The 20,495-nt window shown below is 54.9% G+C and carries 13 protein-coding genes; 8 read left to right on the top strand and 5 right to left on the bottom strand.

The window, feature by feature from the left end; all coding sequences use genetic code 11:
• Positions 1–109: 109 nt before the first annotated feature.
• Entirely contained in the window at positions 110–3,085 is a 2,976-nt protein-coding gene (locus A9753_RS00210) for a UPF0182 family membrane protein (protein ID WP_067778512.1), read from the bottom strand.
• Between the two features lie 885 nt (positions 3,086–3,970).
• On the opposite strand from A9753_RS00210, the gene A9753_RS00215 reads away from it, so the two are divergent.
• Complete coding sequence (locus A9753_RS00215) at positions 3,971–4,531, top strand: PPA1309 family protein (protein ID WP_067778516.1); 561 nt, start codon at positions 3,971–3,973, stop codon at positions 4,529–4,531.
• Positions 4,532–4,567: 36 nt separating this feature from the next.
• On the opposite strand, the gene A9753_RS00220 is transcribed toward A9753_RS00215, so the two are convergent.
• On the bottom strand, positions 4,568–5,998 hold the full coding sequence (locus A9753_RS00220; protein ID WP_067778519.1) for a zinc-dependent metalloprotease: 1,431 nt from the start codon (positions 5,996–5,998) through the stop codon (positions 4,568–4,570).
• Between the two features lie 59 nt (positions 5,999–6,057).
• On the opposite strand from A9753_RS00220, the gene A9753_RS10085 reads away from it, so the two are divergent.
• A complete protein-coding gene (locus A9753_RS10085; protein ID WP_176702689.1) occupies positions 6,058–7,278 on the top strand; it encodes a YlbL family protein in 1,221 nt (406 codons plus the stop codon).
• On the opposite strand, the gene A9753_RS00230 is transcribed toward A9753_RS10085, so the two are convergent.
• From A9753_RS00230 to nudC, 3 genes are all read right to left on the bottom strand, one after another.
• Positions 7,224–8,354 carry a hypothetical protein gene (locus A9753_RS00230; RefSeq protein WP_141673228.1) on the bottom strand — a complete coding sequence of 377 codons (1,131 nt, stop codon included), beginning with the start codon at positions 8,352–8,354 and terminating at the stop codon, positions 7,224–7,226. The two genes, A9753_RS10085 and A9753_RS00230, sit on opposite strands and share 55 nt — an antisense overlap.
• Before the next feature lie 252 nt (positions 8,355–8,606).
• Complete coding sequence (locus A9753_RS00235) at positions 8,607–10,745, bottom strand: ATP-dependent DNA helicase UvrD2 (RefSeq protein ID WP_067778525.1); 2,139 nt, start codon at positions 10,743–10,745, stop codon at positions 8,607–8,609.
• A 110-nt stretch (positions 10,746–10,855) separates the two neighbouring features.
• Positions 10,856–11,812 (bottom strand): NAD(+) diphosphatase, encoded by a 957-nt coding sequence (gene nudC / locus A9753_RS00240; protein ID WP_083090157.1) that lies wholly within the window; start codon positions 11,810–11,812, stop codon positions 10,856–10,858.
• Positions 11,813–11,883: 71 nt separating this feature from the next.
• Between nudC and A9753_RS00245 the strand changes: the two genes are divergently transcribed.
• From A9753_RS00245 to trpS, 6 genes are all read left to right on the top strand, one after another.
• Entirely contained in the window at positions 11,884–13,197 is a 1,314-nt protein-coding gene (locus tag A9753_RS00245; protein WP_141673230.1) for a cysteine desulfurase family protein, read from the top strand.
• A gap of 416 nt (positions 13,198–13,613) precedes the next feature.
• Positions 13,614–14,807: a tRNA 2-thiouridine(34) synthase MnmA gene (gene mnmA, locus A9753_RS00250; RefSeq protein ID WP_067778533.1), complete on the top strand. Its 1,194-nt coding sequence runs from the start codon at positions 13,614–13,616 to the stop codon at positions 14,805–14,807.
• Positions 14,808–14,904: 97 nt separating this feature from the next.
• The gene (locus A9753_RS00255; protein ID WP_067778535.1) at positions 14,905–15,717 is read left to right on the top strand and encodes an electron transfer flavoprotein subunit beta/FixA family protein; all 813 of its coding nucleotides are present in this window, start codon (positions 14,905–14,907) and stop codon (positions 15,715–15,717) included.
• A 129-nt stretch (positions 15,718–15,846) separates the two neighbouring features.
• Positions 15,847–16,839, top strand: a complete 993-nt coding sequence (locus A9753_RS00260) for an electron transfer flavoprotein subunit alpha/FixB family protein (protein WP_067778537.1) — start codon at positions 15,847–15,849, stop codon at positions 16,837–16,839.
• 68 nt (positions 16,840–16,907) lie between these two features.
• Positions 16,908–19,205, top strand: a complete 2,298-nt coding sequence (gene glgX / locus A9753_RS00265) for a glycogen debranching protein GlgX (RefSeq protein WP_067778540.1) — start codon at positions 16,908–16,910, stop codon at positions 19,203–19,205.
• Positions 19,206–19,210: 5 nt separating this feature from the next.
• Positions 19,211–20,317, top strand: a complete 1,107-nt coding sequence (gene trpS, locus A9753_RS00270) for a tryptophan--tRNA ligase (RefSeq protein ID WP_067778543.1) — start codon at positions 19,211–19,213, stop codon at positions 20,315–20,317.
• Positions 20,318–20,495 lie beyond the last annotated feature (178 nt).

The raw sequence follows: 20,495 nt of genomic DNA on the forward strand, positions 1-20,495 counted from the left end.
TTGAATAACTATAGTCACCTCAAGGCTCAGAACTCAAATCCGTTAGCAGTGGGGCTACTCACCTCATGGTGTGTAGCCCCACTGCCTAGACCATTAGCGTCCTAGAAATTTACTGTCCGTCAATTTCCTTTTGGGCGTTAATAGCGCGCTGGATGGCGTCATCAAGGCGTTGTTGCGCCTGACCGTATGCTGCCCAATCGCCTGCCTTCATCGCATTGTCCGCATCGGTCATTGCGCTGGAGGCATCGTTAAGAGCCTGACTCAAGCGGTCCTGAGCATCGCCGGCAGGAGGCGCGGGGGCAACGGGAGCGGCAGGTGCTGTACTCTGAGCCGGCTGAGAAGAAGACTCAGGCGCAGGTGCTGCAGAAGCAGTATCAGTGGGCTGATCCTCCTTAGGCACCTCAACTACGCTAGCTTCATCACCGTTAACAATCTCTTCGCCCGTGGTGGCACCAGAGTTACCACCAAAGACCTGATCGAGTGCTTCAGAAAGCGTGTCAGCAAAACCGACCTTGTCACCGAAACTGACCAGCACCTTACGCAACAGCGGATACTGCGTACCTGAGGATGACTGGACATACACAGGCTGTACGTACAGTAAGCCGCCACCCACAGGGAGGGTAAGAAGATTACCGCGGATCACCTGAGAATCCTGCTGAGCCAACAGGTTCAAGGTACGAGAAACTTCAGAATCAGAATTGAAGGTGTTCTGCACCTGACCGGGGCCGGAAACGTTAGACGAGCGCGGCAATTCAAGTAGACGCAACTGGCCATAGCCAGGATTACGTTCACCAGGGCGTCCGGTACCTGTCTCCGAATCTACAGCTAAAAAGCCGGTGAGCACGTTGCGGTCCGTGTTACCACCAATGATGTAAACGCTCGACAGGGAGAAGGATGCCTCATCTTGATCAGGCATCTTCAAAGTCAGGTAATAGGGGGCCTGTGCATGATCGCCCTCAACCGTAGGATCGTTCGGCACTTTCCAGAAGTCACCGCCGGAGTAGAAGTCAGCAGCATCCTGAACGTGGTAGCGAGCAAGTACCGTGCGCTGCACTTTGAACAAGTCCTCCGGGTAGCGCATGTGAGCCATAAGGTCCGCACTCATCTCACTCATGGGAGTAATAGAACCGGGGAACACATCGGCCCATGCGGCCACAATCGGGTCTTCATCATCCCACTGGTACAAAGTGACAGAACCGTCATAAGCATCAACCACGGCCTTAACCGAGTTGCGCACATAGTTAGCCTGATCTGGCGCCCCCAACAAACCACGCTGGGTGAGCGCATCAGAAGTGGCATCATCCAATGAGGAATGTGCAGCGTAAGGGTAATTATTCGTGGTGGTGTAACCATCAAGAACCCACACCACACGCTTAGGGGTAGAAGGATCATCATCCATATCCACCACAGCCGGGTAAGGATGGTCATCGAGGGTGAGCCACGGCGCTACCTTGCCTACGCGTTCAGCCGGATCACGATCGTAAAGAATCTGTGAGCCACTGGTGACTTCACGGGAGAAGAGAATATTCATCTCACCGAAGCGGATAGCGTAGAGCAATTTGTTAATCGGGTTACCCACGTCAGGGCCACCATTGCCGGTGAAAGTGGTGTTGACCTGACCACCGGGGGCTGAGTCATCAGGGTAATCCAGTTCGCGAGGCTCACCAGTATTACCGCCCACGATGGAATACTCAGGCGATTCCTGGCCAAAGTAAATCCGAGGTTCATACTCACCCAAGTCACCGAGTGAGGGAATACCGCCTTCCCAGAAGGCAGGGTATCCACCGGAGGCCACCGTGTTGCCGTACGCGGCAACCACACCGTAACCGTGAGTGTACACAGTGTGGTCATTGACCCACGTGTGCTGGTCAGCGCCCAAACCAGACTGGTTTAATTCACGCACCGCAATCACGGTGTCACGGCTGGATCCGTCCAGGTGGTAACGATCCACGTTCAGTTGGGAAGAGAAGGTGTAGTACTGACGATTCTGCTGCAGTTGGCGGAACGTAGGAGCTACCTTATTCGGGTCCAGCAAACGGATCGACGTCGTTGAGGCAGTATCTTCCTTCAACTGCCCTGCCTGTGCGGTGGTCTGAGCGTTGTATGGAGTTGTCTCCACATTCTCCAAACCATAAGCAGCCAGGGTGGCATCAATGTTGCGCTGAATATAAGGCGATTCCAACTGCTGAGCGTTAGGTTCAACCACGAACTTCTGAATCAATGCCGGATACATGCCCCCCACGAGCAACCCCGACACCACCATCACAACCACACCGGTAACGGGTAGCTTCCACGAACCGCGCTTCAAAGAAATAGCGAACAGTACGGCGATAGCCAGCGTGATGGCAGCCATAATGGCCTGAGCGGGAATCAACGCATGAACGTCAGAGTAACTGGCGCCGTCAAACTTAGCGTTATCAGCAGAAAGAATCTGATAACGGCGCAGCCACTGGCCCACAGCAGTAAGCACGGCGTAAATAATGGCTAGCACAGTGAGTTGAATACGTGCCGAGCGGCGCACAAAGGGGCGAGTTAAGGACAGGCCACCGTAAATGTAGTTAGTAAAAATGTTGAGGAAAGCGGCAATAACCGTGGTGGTCATAAGAAAACCACTGACGGTGGTGAGAATCGGAAGAATGAAAACGTAAAAACTCACGTCCAGACCGAACTGAGGATCCTTCACACCAAAACTATGAGCATTCAGTGCAAGGAGAATCTCCTGCCATGAAGGAATGAGCATGGACTGGGTGACCAAAAAAGAGATAATCACCGGAATACCAATAGAAATTGGCTTAATCCACGGAGTAAGCATGGCTCGATAAGGGGCCAAATTCCTGAAAGCAGGATCCAACTGCACCATGAGTGGGCGATTGCGATAAGCAACAGTAATCGCCGCCCAGAGGCACACGCTCATCACCAGCATGCCCACTAAGCCAATAGCGACCTGGGCACCCCAACTGGTGAACAGGACGCGTTGGAATCCCAACTGAGAAAACCACAGTACTTGAGTCCAAAAACGTGCCACCACAGTAAGCAGCACAGTCACAACGGACACAATAGTGACCGTCAAACTCAACGGTGACATCTTGTGCTTAGGCTTTTTTAGCCCAGGCTTCTTTGGCGTGGGCTTTTTCTTCGGTTGTGGCGATGGTTGTGGGTTCGGCGGCGTAGTGCTCACAGGCTCACTCCATTGGAAGGGTAGGCGAAGACACTTCGCCCAAGGACATGCCCTCATGCTTTCACAGCCACTCACACTGAATCAAAGGCATTAACTGCTTTCACCGCCTGACTCGTCTCAGCGCTGAAATCCGGCTCTTTTGCTTATGGCCTCCCCCCTCCAATTTCCTCCCCCCTCCAATTTACTTATGGCTTCCCTCTCCAAAGGACATCCTGATGGCTTCACTTCTCACCATCTCACTAGGCCCTTGCCCCCCACAGACCCTCACCATCTCAATAGATCCTTGCCCCCCAACAGACCCTCACCACCTCAATAGATCCTTGCCCCCCCCCAACAGACCCTCACCACCTCACTAGGCCCTTGCTCCCCAACAGACCCTCACCACCTCACTAGATCCTTGCCCCCTCAATAGGTCCTCACCATCTCAATAGATCCTTGCCCCCTCAATAGGTCCTCACCGCCTCAATAGATCCTTGCCCCCTCAATAGGTCCTCACCACCTCGATAACCTCAATAGACCCTCACCATCTCAGTCGGTCCTTAAAGAAAAGAATGAGACACACAAGTCAGCCAGAACGAACGCGATAAGCACAAACAAACGCGATAAGAACAAACGAATGCAATAAACAAAGAGGGCCAATACAAATACGATAAACAAGGGGGACACGAAACAAAGGGGGTATACGCATGAGAAAGGGGCACACGCATGAGAAGCAGGGCACAGCGTCAATATCCTCCAGCAAAAGGCGGGCGCGTCTAGGAGGACACAAGCACCTCATGGAATGATGAACCCATGAGTGATTCCGCATTCCCCTCCCCCGCAGCATTCGCCCTGTCTCAGGCACTGATGGAAATCGACGAGCACATTGCTCCTGCCGGATGGGATACGCCTGTACGTGTTTTCGCTCTGGTACGAACTGCCGCCGCATTAGCAAGCGACACCTCTATGGCTGCGCTACTCAGTGACAAAGCCAAAGATGAAGCGAAAAACAATGAGTGGAGTCTGCTAAGTATTGAACAGGAAAACCTCCCTGCCTCCACCGATCTAGCGGATTTACTAGCCCAGATTGCTTGGCCTGAAGAAGTGGACGGGATGGCTATGTCCACGGAAACCACCATCCTGCCTCCTGAAGCTCAGAAGGAGGCTGCAGCAATCACTGACCCCACCGAGTTAGCGCAATTCGCAGCCAACCACCCTGGCCGCGACGAAATGCGCGTGGTTGCTGGCGTACTGCGCAGTGGTGAATCCTGGTGCGTAGGTCGCTTGCGCTCCCATGACGACCCTGACGATCTGCTCATGAGCCGTGATCTAGCACCCTCGCTGCTTGAGATGATGGCGCAAACCTTCGAGTAAAAACCTCACAACTTTTACCCCGCCCCTCAACTTTTCTCAGTCCTGCGCGTCTGCTTCACCCTCATAGCCCAAGGTACCGTCAAGCAGGGACTGCAGTTCGGCGTCGATCTCACTATCGTGATCCGTGGCATGGCGACGCAGATCCAAGAACGTTTCCGGGGAAGCAATTTCCTGAGCCGTGGGCATCACGTCAGGATGAGCCCAGTACGCATCTCGTCCTTCCACGCCTTGCGCAGTGGTCAAGAGATGCCACAATTCAGCGGCCTTGCGCGCTTGAGCGGGGCGGAAATTCATCCCCATGAGAGAGGCGAACATTTTTTCTGCCGCACTACCGCTAGCGCGGTGACGACGCATCATCTCACCTAGTGCCACAGCATGAGGCAAATGCGGGGCAACGGCCTGAGCGGTAACTTCGTCTACCCAGCCTTCGACAGTCGCCAGGAGCCAGGCGACGGTTTCCTGGGTGCGTGCCTCGGCGTCTGAGTGAGTCCCCACAGAGAAAACGTGACCGCTAACCGCCTCACGCATAGCCTCCATATCTGTAGGGTCGACACGACGAATAGCCTCATCGATGGACTCACGGTCCACATGAATCTGACCGGCGTACTCCTCCACGGCACGTACCACGGCGGCACGAAGCCAGGGTGCGTGAGCGTAGAGACGGGCTGTAGCCGCCTCACGGACAGCAAGAAACATGAGCACTTCCTGCTCATCAGACTCAAGCCCATCAGCGAACTCCGCCACGTTAGCGCTCACCAATGCGGTGCCTGGTTCCTTATTCAACGGCAAACCAGTATCAGTAGCGGAGATAGATTCGAGCGCCAGGTGCCCCACAGCGCTACCCATTTGAGCGCCCATAATCATTGAAGACATCTGATTAAGACCCTGGCTCATCATCTTGCCCATCCCACCCAGGCCTGCCATCTGGTCAGGCAGATCCTCAGGGTTGGGAATCATTGAGGTGATGGCATCACCCAGCGCACGTGAGGCAGCACCAGCAACAGGCTCGCACATGACCTGCCAGACAGGCATAGTGTGCTCAATCCAATCCTTACGAGTCCATGCTTGGCGCGGGCCAGGAGCGGGCGGAATATCAGTTGCCACATCCAGCCACAGATCAGCCACCTGGAGGGCGGAAGTAATTTGCTGCGCTCGGGCGGCAGTCAGAACAGGCTCGTGATGGGGGTGTGTAGTGGCCTGGGCAAGATCCTTGACCACCTTCCAGTTCACGGCCTGAGGCTCATCGTTCTCATCTCGGGTAGGCTGGCTCATGGCCTGCATCTGCTGCTCCATGAAAGCCTTCTCCCCCGGCGACATTTGTGCCATTAGTGCGGAGACGTCACCGCTAAGCAGAACCTGCGGGTCAATTCCGCTGGCGCGCAACTGGTTGACGGCCTGGTCAGCAATCTCATCGCCAAGGAATGAGGAGAGCATCTGGCGGATCTGCTCAAACGGATCGTCAGCCATGTTTATCCTTCCGAGCCATCAATACTGGCACTATCGACTGAATGAGAGATGATGTGGGGGTGAGCCATTCTTCAGAACCCTTCACCGCCCCTCGTAGTGATGAGCCTACCGCGAGCGCGGGTCACTCTTTGAGCGTTGGCCCTAGCGTTTCCGCTCCTAGCGTTGAGCCCTCAACTCGTGCCAAGCGTACGCGTAAACGCCGAATCATCAGTATTGGGGTAGTCCTAACAGTTGTGGCCCTGTTCATAGTCGGTCTCATCCCGGTTGATAAGGTTATTGAGTCTCCTGGCCCCACATTCAATGTCTTAGGATCCACCGATGAGGGTGGCAAGGAAGTACCTGTCATCCAGGTGGACGGCGCGCCTACCTACCCCACTACCGGCGAATTACGAATGACTACAGTTGGAGTTCGTGGTTGCCCCGGTTACCCCGTACGTGTCATTGACTGGGTCATAGCGTCGCTCTCTTCCAGCCAAAAGGTAATCGACCGTGACCTGGTGTGTCCCAAGACGATGACTCGTGAAGAAGTGGACTCTATTTCTACCGCGCAGATGACATCATCCCAGGATGCTGCAGTGGTTGCTGCTCTGCTTTACACGGGAGTGGCCACATCCATGAAACTCACCGTGGCTGGCCTTGCCCCTGAACAAGATGCCGCATTGCAGAAAGGTGACGTGCTCGCCTCCATCAAGACGCCAGGTGAGGAAACTGCTACTCCGATTGAAACGTACGCCCAGTTACGTGAGCTTCTCACCACAATTCCACCTCACACCACCGTAACTCTTACGGTTATGCGTGATGGTCAGCCCATTGACGTTTCGCTCACCACCGTTGAGCCTCCCGAGGGTGTTGATGGCTCCCTGCTGGGTGTGTATTTGACGCCGTCTGCTAACTCCGATGTGAGTGCTCACTTCGGTCTGGAAGATGTGGGTGGCCCCAGTGCCGGCATGATGTTTACTCTTGGTTTGATTGATCAATTAACGCAAGAGGATCTCACCGGGGGGCAGAAGATCGCTGGCACCGGCACCATTGATGCTTCAGGCAATATCGGCCCGATTGGTGGTATTCAGCAAAAAATGATTGGCGCCAAAGGCAGTGGGGTTAATTATTTCCTCGCTCCTACCTCCAACTGCGATGAAGTGGTTGGGCATGTCCCTGATGGTATGCAGGCTTTCGCCGTGGCCACGCTCGATGACGCGGTCACTACGGTGAAGGGCATTGCCGCTCAGTCCACCGATTCGCTTATGACCTGCGAGCAGGTCCAAGAACAAGCACAGTGAGGGTGGCGCGGCCACATCATCGTCTGCGTGTGAGAAGAACCCACCGATAGCGTAAGGGTTTTCCCTACCCAGGGAGATTGCCCTTGCACATACGGCTGACGTTTTCCGCATCCTCGTGGGTGGCCGTCGAGCTGTACGTGAGGCTTTTCGTTTTCGTCCTCCAGACTGCATTGATTCTCCTGGCCCCGCTGAGCGTTCACACCATCGTGACTCTCAAAGTTATCGAGGCAATCGATGATGGCTTGACAGGCCAATGCGCTTGCGTGGGCGAGGGAGATGGGATCGCACAGGCTACTAGGATGGCTGATTAACTGAGCGACTAACGCAGGCCAACATTCGTCATGCTCAGTACGCCAAAGGTCCAAGCACATGCCACACGCTCCCCCACTGCTATTGACTAAAGGGCCGAGCGTGACTCCTCCAGGATTGTCAACGATGAGAAATGCTGGCGTTGCTGATTGCTGAAGTACTCGGGTAACAGCAGGGTCAATAGCGCCGCTACTCACGACCACGACGAGTGAATCACTTGACCATCGACGCCCTACCCGAAGTTCCGGATGCATGGTGGCAAGACGCTCGCAAAAGATGTTGAGATGGTGCTCGCTTTCCAGACTATTTGTGTGACGCTGTGGTGAGTTGAGGATGGTGTCATCAGATATTAAGCACAATTCACCTACGCCCTCCTTGGCAAGAAGCTCAGTGATGGCTACGGCAAGTGGACTTGTTCCACAAACGGTGACACAACGATTATTGCGACGAGCATGTTCTTTATCGACGGATAAACCCAGGGTCTCCCAGGTCTTTTCTCTCCGAGTTCGCGGTTGTTCCTTTCCATCAACAAGAAGATCCGCTGACCAGAGAGTATTGATGATTTTTTCTGAACGCTCAGGGGCCACAGCACACCAGCGTGCTGCTCGTTTCACATCAAGTTCAGTTGCCAGGGTAGGGATTTTAGCGAGGAAACGTTGCTCTTCGTCAGTGAGATGATCGAACACCACATGATTGCCGTAGGGCATTCCCACTTGGGCTTGGCTGGGTGAGCGCCAAAGAATGGGGGTGTAAGCGCGTAGCCTCATGCAAATGCCTTTCATGGTGAACAAAACATGAAAAAGCATGAAACATCATTAAAAATACTTCAAGGTCTTTAGTTTCTTCTGTGGATAACCTCGGCAGTTCGTACTCGCCCACTCTTGTGGAAAACTCTTTCATGGCCTGCGCGGCCACAACAAAGACCAGTCTCCACCACTCCGACATTTGTAGGCATAGTCCAGCCTACTTCCCGTTCGAAGCAATTCACCGATAAGTAACTGCAGGCACGGCAAATAGTTTTAGACAGACGTGGCTCCTGAATCGTCTGACTCATCATCAATGTCACCGTTGAGGAAAGCGTTAACTGCCTCAATCACTCCAGGACCGAACTTCTCAGCTTTAACACTGCCGATACCGCGGACGGAAAGTACCTCATCCATGGTGGTGGGCTTATGAATGGCAATGTCACGCAGCGTCACATCAGAGAAGACAAAAAATGCCGGCTTAGAAAGAGACACTGCCACACGTGAACGCCACTTGCGCAAGTGTTCAAAGAGTTCCACAGTCTTTTCATCATTGTTTGCCACGAACTCTTCTTGCATAGCCTTGGACTGTGCTCGACGAGATCCTTGGGTGGCTGTAGTTGATTGGCCCACGTGATGGCGTTTATCTTTTTTGAAAGCCTGTCGCTGCTCCTCGTCACTTGGCCATATTCCTTGAAGGAATCGCGTATAGCGACGCGATGCTCGACCTCCCGCATTACGTGCTTTTGCGTAGGAGATATTGAGGTATTTGCGTGCGCGCGTCACACCAACGTAGAGCAAACGGCGTTCTTCCTCGATAGCTTCTTTTCCTTCAGCCAAAGAAATCGGAAGCAGCCCTTCACTCATACCGGCAAGAAACACAGCATCCCATTCCAGGCCCTTAGCTGCGTGTAATGAGGCTAGCGTCACGCCATCAACGCTTGGAGCATGCTGATTCTGAGCACGTTCACTTAAATCCTGGAGAAATACAGCCATATCAGCACCACGTGTACCTGCCAGGTGATCTGCCAACTCCACCAAAGCGTTAAGTGTGTCCCAGCGTTCACGCTGCGCACCTCGAGCCGCCGGAGGCTCTTCGCTCCAGCCTTCATGGCTAAGCACATCACGCACATCTCGCCCTAGATCACCAGTAAGGTCAGCCTTTGAGGCTGCACGTAGCAGCACCATCGCGCGTTTGACTTCCTGACGTTGGAAAAAACGTTCTCCACCACGCACCGTATATCCCACTCCGGCTTCCGCAAGCGCCTGCTCAAAGACTTCCGATTGCGCATTGGTCCGGTACAGTACCGCGATTTCCCGCAAAGGCACTCCACTGCCAGCAAGTTCACGGATGCGTTCCACCACACCCTGTGCCTCAGCCTCATCATCGTCATAGGTGGAGTAAGTGACGGCAGGGCCACTAGATTGCTGAGAAATAAGCGTGACCGCACCTGCGGGCATACTTCGCGCGCGCGGGCCACGCCCAGTTAAGACGGTATTGGCCAGCCACACAACTTGAGGCGTGGAACGGTAATTCTTCGTGAGACTGACTGTGGTGGCATCCTTATAACGCTGGGAAAAACCGCTGAGAAAAGCGGGAGTGGCACCACTGAAAGAGTAAATCGTCTGGGACACATCTCCCACCACGCACAGCGTGCGTCGGCGACCAAGCCATAGGTCAAGCAGACGCTGCTGCAGTGGGGAAACATCCTGATACTCATCGACTACAAAGTGCTTGTACTGGCGGCGAATCTGGTCAGCAATATCTTCCCTCTCCCCCAAAATACCCACGAGGATAAGAAGCACATCATCAAAATCGATGGTGCCGCGTTCAGACTTCACATCCTCATAACAGGACATCAGTGAAGCAACCGTAGACGACTCCACTCCAGCCACACCACTCCGCCCATGTTCAATGGCTGCGCGTGCATAGTGTTCAGGCAAAGTCATAGTAACTTTGGCCCATTCAATTTCTCCTGCCAGGTCACGCAAGGTAGCCCGATCAGTGGACACTCCAAGGCGCCGAGCAGCCTGGGCGACAAGAGAAATTTTCTGTTCTTCAATTCGTGGACATTGCCCACCCACAGCCGTAGGCCAGAAGTACTGCAGTTGACGCAGTGCAGCGGAGTGAAAGGTACGTGCTTGTACCCTGTCAACGCCAAGATCTGCCAAACGTGAGCGCATTTCATGGGCAGCACGCGAGGTAAAGGTGACAGCCAAAACCTGGGCAGGATCATATAGACCGGTGGCCGCACCATAGGCGATGCGATAGGTAATAGCGCGCGTTTTACCTGTTCCTGCACCAGCGAGTACACATAAGGGCCCCTTGACATGCTCAGCTACCTGACGCTGGTCAGGATCCAAAGCAGCAAGGAGTTGTTCGGGCGCAGGGATGGAACGGGCTGGGTTATTCATCACGGGCTAGCCTGCCATCGACCACCGACATTCTTCTAGCCTCGTGTTTCCCACCGTGATCCTTAAAAGAAAACAAGGCCTTGTGGAAACAGACGCCCAGCACTGTCACCTCAAGAAACCTTACTCACAAGAAGCGACAAATCCCTGCCGTACCAGTCATGAATCAGATTCCACGAGACGGACACAGGTGCGGGCAACAACATGCCACCGCTAAGAACCTTGTCCTCAAATTCATCCCGACTCAGTACAAGAATGTCCGTAATTTCTTTTCCATCGGGTAGAGGATGAGGGTCGTCTTCATCCACCCATGAGCGCATAGCCACCATCAAGCACCGGGGGAAAGGCCAGGGCTGAGAGTCCATGAACTCCATGCGTACCACGTCCAGGTTGGTTTCTTCCTTCACTTCGCGAACGACGGCCTGCTGCAGACTCTCCCCCGCTTCAACAAATCCCGCAATGGTGGAATAGCGTCCTTCGGGCCATGACGCATTGTGGGCCAAGATAATACGGTCGCGTCCATCACGTAAAGCAGTAATCACTGCGGGATCTGTGCGCGGAAAGTGAAGTGCTGAACATCCAGGACAAGTGCGCACCCAGCCTGCTTGTGCCAATTCGGTGGCATGACCACAACGGGAGCAAAAGGGCTCGCGGTTATGCCATGCCGCGAGCGCCACGCCAATCCACGCGCTCTGGCAATCTTGGGCGCTGAGAAGGTGACCAAATTCGCGCAGGCCGATGGGGCGTCGTCGTGAATCTTCAGCACTTTTTTCTGCAGTATCAGTACTTCCAGGCAATTCGTCGTCAGGGTAGACAGCCGCCATAATGGCGCTGCCATCGTCGGAGCGTCCGATGAACATATGAGGGTACTCACGGCCTTCATCTGCGCTAAGAGGTGCCAGTCTCAAGGATTCCGACTGCCCACAATCATCATGGAACTGCAGCGCCAGAAGCGATCCGCGAGAAGTGACCGCAATACGCAAGGTGGTGGGGTCATCCCATAAACGTACGCACTCTTCACTGTCTAATCGGGTTTCAGGGTCACGATTCATTCCCCACAGTTCACTCATACGGGCATACTCTCACACCCTGTTTGTACTGCCAGTGTCAGCCGGTGTTTCCTGCGCATTACAGTGGTGGGGTGAGCACACGCACCTACCTTGACGACGCAGCCTCAGCACCGTTGTACCCCGAGGTCATCGATCAGATGCACCGAGACCATACTGACCTGTTCGCGAATCCCAGCGCTCTGCATACCTCAGGGCGTCACTGCGATGGTCTACTGATGGAGGCTCGCGAGCGGGTGGCGGCGTGTTTGGATGCTCAGGCTCATGAAGTGATGTTTATGGGTGGTGGCACGGAATCGGACGCGTTAGTGATCGCGGGGCGTGCCTGGCATTGGGCCTCTACCCGTAACACTCCTCCCGTTCTCATGGTCAGTGCCGTGGAACATCCAGCGGTGATGGATAGTGCGAAAACTGCTGCTGCACTGACTGGTGGGCGCCTTGAGATCATTGAGGTCGATAATCAGGGGCGTGTTCGTCTCGATCATCTCGATGCACTTCTCACCAAGCATGCGCAAAACACAGCCTTAGTCAGTGTGATGAGCGTGAACAATGAAACGGGCACAATTGAGCCTGTGACTGACGTTGTCCAGCATGTGCGCACGGCCTGCCAGTCTTACGCAGAAACAGCCCGTGCAGCCAAAAACGCTGCTTTGCCGTCCGTCTCCTCCTATGGGGGCTCAACCGGCAACATGGGAAACTCCGGTTTAGCAGGCGCCTTACCACCAGTTCCACCGTCCATTCCGGTCCATACCGACGCCGTTGCCGCAGCTGGTCGTATCCCACTCTCTTTCGCTTCTCTCGGGGTAGATGCCATGAGTATCACCGCCCACAAGATTGGTGGGCCGGTCGGTATTGCTGCCCTCATTGCCAAGCGCGATCTGGAATTAACCGTCCCTATGGGTGGTGGTCGCCAAGAGCGCGGTATTCGCTCAGGAACCCATGACGTTGTAGGGGCTCGCGCCTTAGCTTTAGCTTTGGAGATTTCCTGCGCAAATCGTGATGAAACTACTGCTCGTTTGAGCGATTTTTGCCAGCAGTTGCGCACGATGATAGCCAGTCTTCCTGGCGTTCATGCCACAATTACTGCCCCTGCTGATCATTCACCTGCAGTAGTACATTGCTGGTGCGACAAGGCTGACGGGCAGGCACTCATCATGGCTCTTGATATGGCCGGTATTGATACCTCTGCTGGTTCGGCCTGTCATGCCGGTGTTCCTGGACCCTCTGAGGTTCTTGTGGCGATGGGCTACGACGATGCGCGCGCCCGATCCACCGTACGATTTTCAATGGGACCAGCAACGACGCAAACTGATATTGACCATGTGCTGCGGGTTTTCCCCGGAGCCTTAGACTTGGCCCGAGGAACCTGGGCGCGGACTCACCGGTGAACACATCCACTCCCAACCATGCAGTAGATATAGGGAACAGCACACCTCACTCACGTGCGAGCATTGATGCGTCTGTATCGGCTGTTCTCATCAGCCAAGGATCATGCGCCATAGACTGCTTCTCTCACACGTAAGTGAAGTGCTACTCAATCACTCATGAGCAAGTGCTATTGCCACATACGCTCATGTAAGGTGAATCCTCAGAATTGGTTCGTGGGAGCCTCACGACGGCTCTCTGGACCATGAGAAGAGTACTAAGCGTTAAATGTTCTCATCTCAAACAATCAATCTTTCGTTCAGAGTTTTCATCGGCAAACTTCTGTTCATAAGAATTCTCATCACAAGAATTCTCATCACGCAGCCGTATCGGTTGCGCCACATACATGTCATCGTTTTATCCCATATCAGGAGCACCCATGCGAGTTTTGGCGGCATTGAGCGGCGGCGTCGATTCAGCCGTTGCTGCAGCACGAGCCGTTGAGGCTGGACATGAGGTGGTGGGTGTTCACATGGCCCTATCACGCAACCGTGCCCAGTCACGCAGTGGCTCACGCGGATGCTGTTCTATTGAGGATGCCTCCGACGCCCGCCGCGCCGCAGACATCCTCGACATTCCCTTCTACGTGTGGGACTTATCCGAAGAATTTGAACAACGCGTCATCACTGACTTCCTTGCTGAATACAAAGCAGGCCGCACTCCCAACCCCTGTGTGCGCTGCAATGAACGAGTCAAGTTCGATGCCCTCCTCGAACGCGGCCTAGCCATGGGCTTCGATGCAGTAGCCACTGGCCATTACGCTCGCATTCATGGTGGCGCTGCCGACGGGCGCCCCGGTGATGCCGCCAGTGTTCGTCTCTCTCGCGCCGCAGACAAGGCCAAAGATCAGTCCTATGTACTTGCGGTCTCCGGCTCTGAAGCGCTTTCCCGCGCCCTCTTCCCCTTGGGGGATGTGCCCAGTAAGGATGAGGTGCGCAAAGAAGCCTCCCGACGCAACTTACCCGTTGCTTCTAAACCGGACTCCTATGACATCTGCTTCGTAGCTGACGGCGATACCCGTGGCTTCCTGCGTAATGCGCTCGGCTCCCAGCCGGGTAATATCGTCACCCCAGAAGGTGACGTGCTCGGTGAGCACAACGGCTACTTCGGATACACCGTAGGTCAGCGTAAGGGCCTTGGCCTGACCGTTCCCGCTGAGGATGGCCAGCCCCGCTACGTGCTGGCCACGCGGCCCGAGACCAATGAAGTTGTGGTTGGCCCAGCGGCCCTGCTCTCACGCACGCGGCTCGACGGCACCCACATCCACATGCTTGCCCCCTATCCTGAATCCGGTCAATGGGATGACGTACATGTCCAGGTACGTGCCCACGGACGCGCTCTGCCCGCGACAGTGAAACTCTCTGACAGCATCGGTGGTAAAAGCCAAGATAAAACCAGCGACACGGCGTCAAACACCCCAGAAAACGCGCCTGCTCACACCGTCGATATCTCCATGGAAGTGACCTTGTATGAGCCACTTCGCGGCGTGGCCGCCGGCCAAAGCGTCGTGGTGTATGACCAGGACAATGAGACTGTTCTGGCTGAAGCCACCCTCGAAATCCCTAACGTATGACACAACTTCTTCACAGACTCATCACGTCCTCAGTGGCAATGGTCGCATTGAGCGATTATGCCTAGATTTTGCTGCCCTAAATTGACAGTCTTGGACCATGAAGATTGTGGTCTGTGTCAAGCACGTCCCTGACGTGCAGTCCGAACGCCGTTTTGACGACTCTCGACTCGTACGCGGTGAAGACGACGTGCTCAACGAACTCGATGAAAACGCTGTTGAAGCAGCCGTCAGCCTGGTTGAAGATCTTGGTGGTGAAGTCATCGTCTTGACCATGGGGGATGAAGACGCAGAAGACGGCGTGCGCCGCGCCCTGCAAATGGGTGCCGATAGCGGCGTCATCGTGGCCGATGCTGCTCTCGAAGGCACCGATGTTCCCGGAACCGCTACCGTCCTGGCCCGTGCTATCTCCCGTATCGGCGGCTGCACCATCTGTGAAGACGGCACTGACTGTGGCAACCCACTGGGCGATGTTGACCTCATCATCACCGGTATGGCTTCCCTAGATGCCATGACCTCCATGCTTCCCGCCGCCTTGGCCACCGTTCTTAAAGTTCCCGCCCTCACACTGGCAAATTCCCTAACCGTCTCCAGTCAGGACGTGAACATTACCCGCACGCTTGGAGCCGTATCCCAAAGTCTCACTGCCCCTTTGCCCGCAGTGGTCAGTGTGACGGACCAGGCCAATGAGCCTCGTTACCCCAACTTCGCTGCCATGCGCGCGGCAAAGAAGAAACCAATTGATGTGTGGAGTTTGCAAGACCTTGGCCTTGCTGAGGAACAGGTTGTTGCCCGCACTGAAGTGACCGCAGCAAGCCAGCGTCCTGAACGTCAGGCCGGCACTATCATCACCGACGCCGGTGAAGCAGGAACTCGTCTGGCCCAATGGCTGCGCGACGAAGGCCTTGTCTAAGTTCTTTTTCTTACGTTCCGCCTATTGCACTAGGCGAGCACTCATGAAGTAGGCATCATCATTGTCCGTGGAGGTATCCACAGTGCCGCTTCGATACATTCGTTCAGTCCACGCGAAAGAATTCTTCTCATGACCGCTGCCCCCGTTCTCATCGTCAGCCCTCAGCACACTGATGCTGATGTGCTCAGCGAACTGATTGCCGGCGCCCGATCTTTAACCGATGGCCCCATCGCTGTTTTGGCCGCCACCGATTCTCAGGCCGCCACCGTGGATTGCCCCACTGGTTTCGACGAGCAGTCCTTAGCCGCTGCCGGCGCCACCCACCTCGTAGTGGGTTCCTGGGCACAAGGTGATGCACGTCTTTCTGCCACGCTGGCGGACATTGCTGCCGAAGCCGTCAAGCGCTTGGATGCTCACCTCGTGCTTATTCCTTCCTCGTACGAAGGCAAAGACTGTGCTGGCTGCCTAGCTATGTTGACCGGCGGCGCTGCCGTCTGCGATGCCACCGCTGTAGTTGCTGACGGTGACAAGATCATGGCCAGGAAACTTGTCCTGTCTGGTTCATGGGACACCACCGTGACAACTGCTACGAATTTCACCCCGATCATTACTGTTGCTCCCGGTACTTTCTCCGATTGTGCACAGGTTGCTTCTGCTGGTCTCGAACGAGTCGATGTATCCGACGCCGTCGTGTCACCTGCCGCCGCAAGCGTCCAGTTGGTCTCTCAAGAACAGAGCGCTCATGGTGACGGTCCCGAACTCACCAGTGCTCGCACTGTTGTGGTAGGTGGCCGTGGTGTCGATGGTGACTTCGACTTGGTTCGTGGGCTTGCTCAGCGCCTTGGTGCTGGCGTGGGCGCTACCCGTGTAGCCTGTGATGAAGGTTGGATCGATCGCAGCGCTCAAGTGGGTCAAACTGGCGTAAGCATTAGCCCGAGCCTCTACATTGGCCTGGGTGTATCCGGGGCCGTACACCATACCTCCGGCATTCAGGGAGCACAGAAGATTGTTGCTATTTGTGATGATTCTGAGGCACCGATTTTTGAGATGGCCGATTTCGGAATCGTGGGCGATGTGACTGAGGTTGTGCCTCAGTTGCTTGAAGCACTCAACGAAAACTAAGTTATCTTCTCGGTTTTCCGTCCGCTCTCAAGTGGCCCTATGCCCCTTGACCGTCAAGAATAGTGCGCATGTTTCCTCACCTTGATCCCGCACCGCTAACCCACAGCGGAGCCTCAAATCCTTACCGTTACGGCGCAACCGTTACGGGTGATGGCGTGGACTTCGTGGTGTGGGCACCACACGCAACCCACGTGGATGTGTGTCTCTTCCAACCTCTCCCTCTTGGCCAGGCACCAGTTTCAGAGAAAACTGAATCCACTGAGCCCCAGTATTTGGGCTCAGAAATTCGCGTTGGTATGCATGGTCCGGACAAGGGACGTTTCCATGTACACGTGCCCGGAGTGGGGGTAGGGACTCGTTACGGTTTCCGTGTTCATGGCCCCTGGGAGCCCGAACGGGGCTTGCTGCATAACCCCAGCAAACTGCTCTTGGACCCTTATGCGCGTGCAGTCACTGGTTCAGTTGTTCTTGGCCCAGAGATTTTTGCTCACGAAGTAAACGCTGCACTTGCTCCGCAGACCTATCCTCTTCGCCGCTCAAATAAAGATTCTGCTGGATATTCTCGCCTGGGCGTAGTGGCTGGTCCTGGTTTCCCTGTAGTTCCTGGTCCCGTACGCGATGACAGCGACGTCATCATCTATGAAACCCATGTCAAAGGCATCACTCAACTTCTTCCCGGTGTCCCTGAACACCTGCGCGGTACCTACGCAGGCCTTGCTCACCCGGTAACCATTTCTCACCTCAAGGCCTTGGGCATCACTGCCGTAGAACTGCTGCCGATTCATGCTATGTGTACTGAGCCATGGCTGATGATGCATGGCCGTGAAAACTACTGGGGCTACTCCACCCTCAACTTCTTTAGCCCTGAACCTACCTATGCTACTGCCCAAGCACAGGCTCAGGGGCCGCTGGCTGTTCTTGATGAAGTCCGTGGCATGGTCTCGATGCTCCATGAGGCCGGGCTGGAAGTCATCATGGACGTGGTTTACAACCACACATGCGAGTCTGGCACGGATGGTCCCACACTGAGCCTTCGTGGTTTTGATAACGAGGGCTACTACCTCCATGCTCCCGGAGCTCCGAATGTGGACGTAGACGTAACCGGCACCGGCAATACTGTCGATTTCCGTAGTGCCACCGCCGTGCAGTTGGCTCTTGATTCGTTACGCTATTGGGCAAGTGATGTGGGCGTGGATGGTTTCCGCTTTGACTTGGCAGTGACTCTTGGCCGCAATGCCAGCGAGTTCTCCTCTAATCACCCGCTCCTTATTGCGATGGCGACCGATCCCATCCTCTCCTCTAAACGCCTCATCGCTGAACCCTGGGATGTGGGTCCGGGGGGTTGGCGCACAGGAGAGTTCCCCTCCCCGTTCCAAGATTGGAACGATCGTTACCGTGGTAGCGTGCGTTCCTTCTGGTTGCAAGATGCCAGTCAGATTGCTCGCGGGCGCTGCGGCAACACTTTCCAGGACATGGCCACCCGTCTGTGCGGTAGCCAAGATGTGTTTGGTCAAGGGGCTTTGCCTGGTGGTCGTGGTCCGCTTGCCTCCATTAACTTCATCACCGCCCACGATGGCTTCACCCTGCGTGACCTGACCTGTTTCGATCACAAGCACAACATGGCCAACGGTGAAGACAACCGTGATGGCTCTGATGATAACCGTTCATGGAACCACGGCTTTGAAGGCGAGGTACCTCAGGGCATTGACGCTGAACCTGTGGAACTACTGCGCCGACGCAACGCTCGCAACATGATGGCCACCCTGCTGATCAGTACAGGAACTCCCATGATGTTAGGTGGCGATGAAATGGGGCGTACCCAGCAGGGCAATAACAATTCTTACTGCCAAGACAATGAGATCAGCTGGTATGACTGGGATTTGAAATCATGGCAACGTGACATGCTAGCCACCACTCGTCTACTGACGCACCTGCGCCATAAGCATCCGGTACTGCGCCCGACACAATTTGCTACCGGACAAGTTGCCGAAGGTGATGTACTGCCGGATGTGTCCTGGTATTCCTCCTCGGGTACAGTGATGCGCCCCGATGAGTGGAATGATCCCACTACACGCGTCATCCAGATGATGCGTTCTGGCCAGCCGATGGGCGATGGTGATGCGCTCATCGTCATCAATGGTGCACTGGACCAGGTAGACGTGACCTTACCAAAGGGCCGCGGTTTGGAATACCGCCTCCTGTGGGATTCCACCTGGGCTGCCCCTCGCCGAGATACACGCGAGTTCGCCACTATGCATCGCGTTGATGATGACACGGAGGTTCGTCGCGACCGTGGCGGCGACGTGACTACCATTGATGCCTTGAGTATGCGTATTTATCTCTCCACTCCCCCTGACGTACACTGACCGCTATGACCTCTACTGCCGCCGAAGAAGCCCTGGCTAACTCCACTGACGATGCCTCCTTGGCGCGTTCAATTGCGCGTTCACAGGAAATTGAAGAGCAGATCCAGATCAACCCTGCACAGTTCCGTATGCTCACCGGTGTGCGTCCCACGGGCAACATGCACTTAGGCCACTATTTCGGAACTATGAAATCCTGGCAGGAAATTCAGGACCGTGGAGTAGAGACATGGATTCTGGTTGCTGACTACCAGGTCATTACTGACCGTGACGGTGTGGGCCCAATCCGTGAGCGAGTTCTCTCTCTTGTCGCTGACACCCTGGCTGTGGGCGTGGATCCTGAAAAATCCACCATTTTCACCCATTCTGCTGTTCCCGCACAGAACCAGTTGATGCTACCTTTCCTTTCTCTAGTCACTGAGGCCGAGTTGCACCGTAACCCCACAGTGAAGGCCGAGTTGGAAGCAACCGATGGTCGAGCCATGAGTGGACTACTGCTGACCTACCCTGTTCACCAGGCTGCTGACATTCTTTTCTGTCAGGCTAATCTTGTTCCTGTGGGCAAGGACCAACTCCCCCATTTGGAGCAGGCTCGCCTGATCGCTCAACGTTTCGATAAGCGCTACGGCCGTGCTGTGAAGGAACACCCAGTTTTCCGCCGCCCCGAGGCACTGCTATCCTCCGCTTCTTCTGTTCTTGGCCTCGATGGTCAAAAGATGAGTAAGTCCCGTGGTAACACCATCGAGTTGCGCATGACTGCCGATGAAACTGCCAAGGCGATTAAGAAAGCCAAGACCGATGCTGATCGCGTGATCACTTACGATCCTGTCAACCGCCCTGAAGTCTCCAACCTTCTCTTGCTGGCGTCATTGACTTCTGGCCGCACTCCTGAAGAGATCGCTGCTGAAATCGGTGATGGTGGCGCTGGCACCTTGAAGAAGGTTGTTACCGAGTCTGTCAACGATTACTTCGCTCCGATTCGTGCCCGCCGTGAAGAGTTGGTGGCTAATGAGGATTATCTTCTTGAGGTTCTTCATGCCGGCAACGCTCGCGCCAATGATGTGGCTAATCGCACATTGGACGATGTTCGCACTGCAATGCACATGAACTACTAAGCGCTTACTGAGAACTATTTTCAGTAATAGCGCCGTTTTTCAGAAGTTCCCGCCACTTCTATCACCGCTTTCTCGATCAATGTGGCCGTGTTCAGAATTTGAACACGGCCACATTGGCGTCATTTCTCCTTTAGGCTAAGGCCACAACATTTTAGAGCGACCACGCATCCCGGAAGGA

Origin of the sequence: Actinomyces vulturis, assembly GCF_001687305.1 — a bacterium.
Taxonomy (GTDB): Bacteria; Actinomycetota; Actinomycetes; order Actinomycetales; family Actinomycetaceae; genus Actinomyces; species Actinomyces vulturis.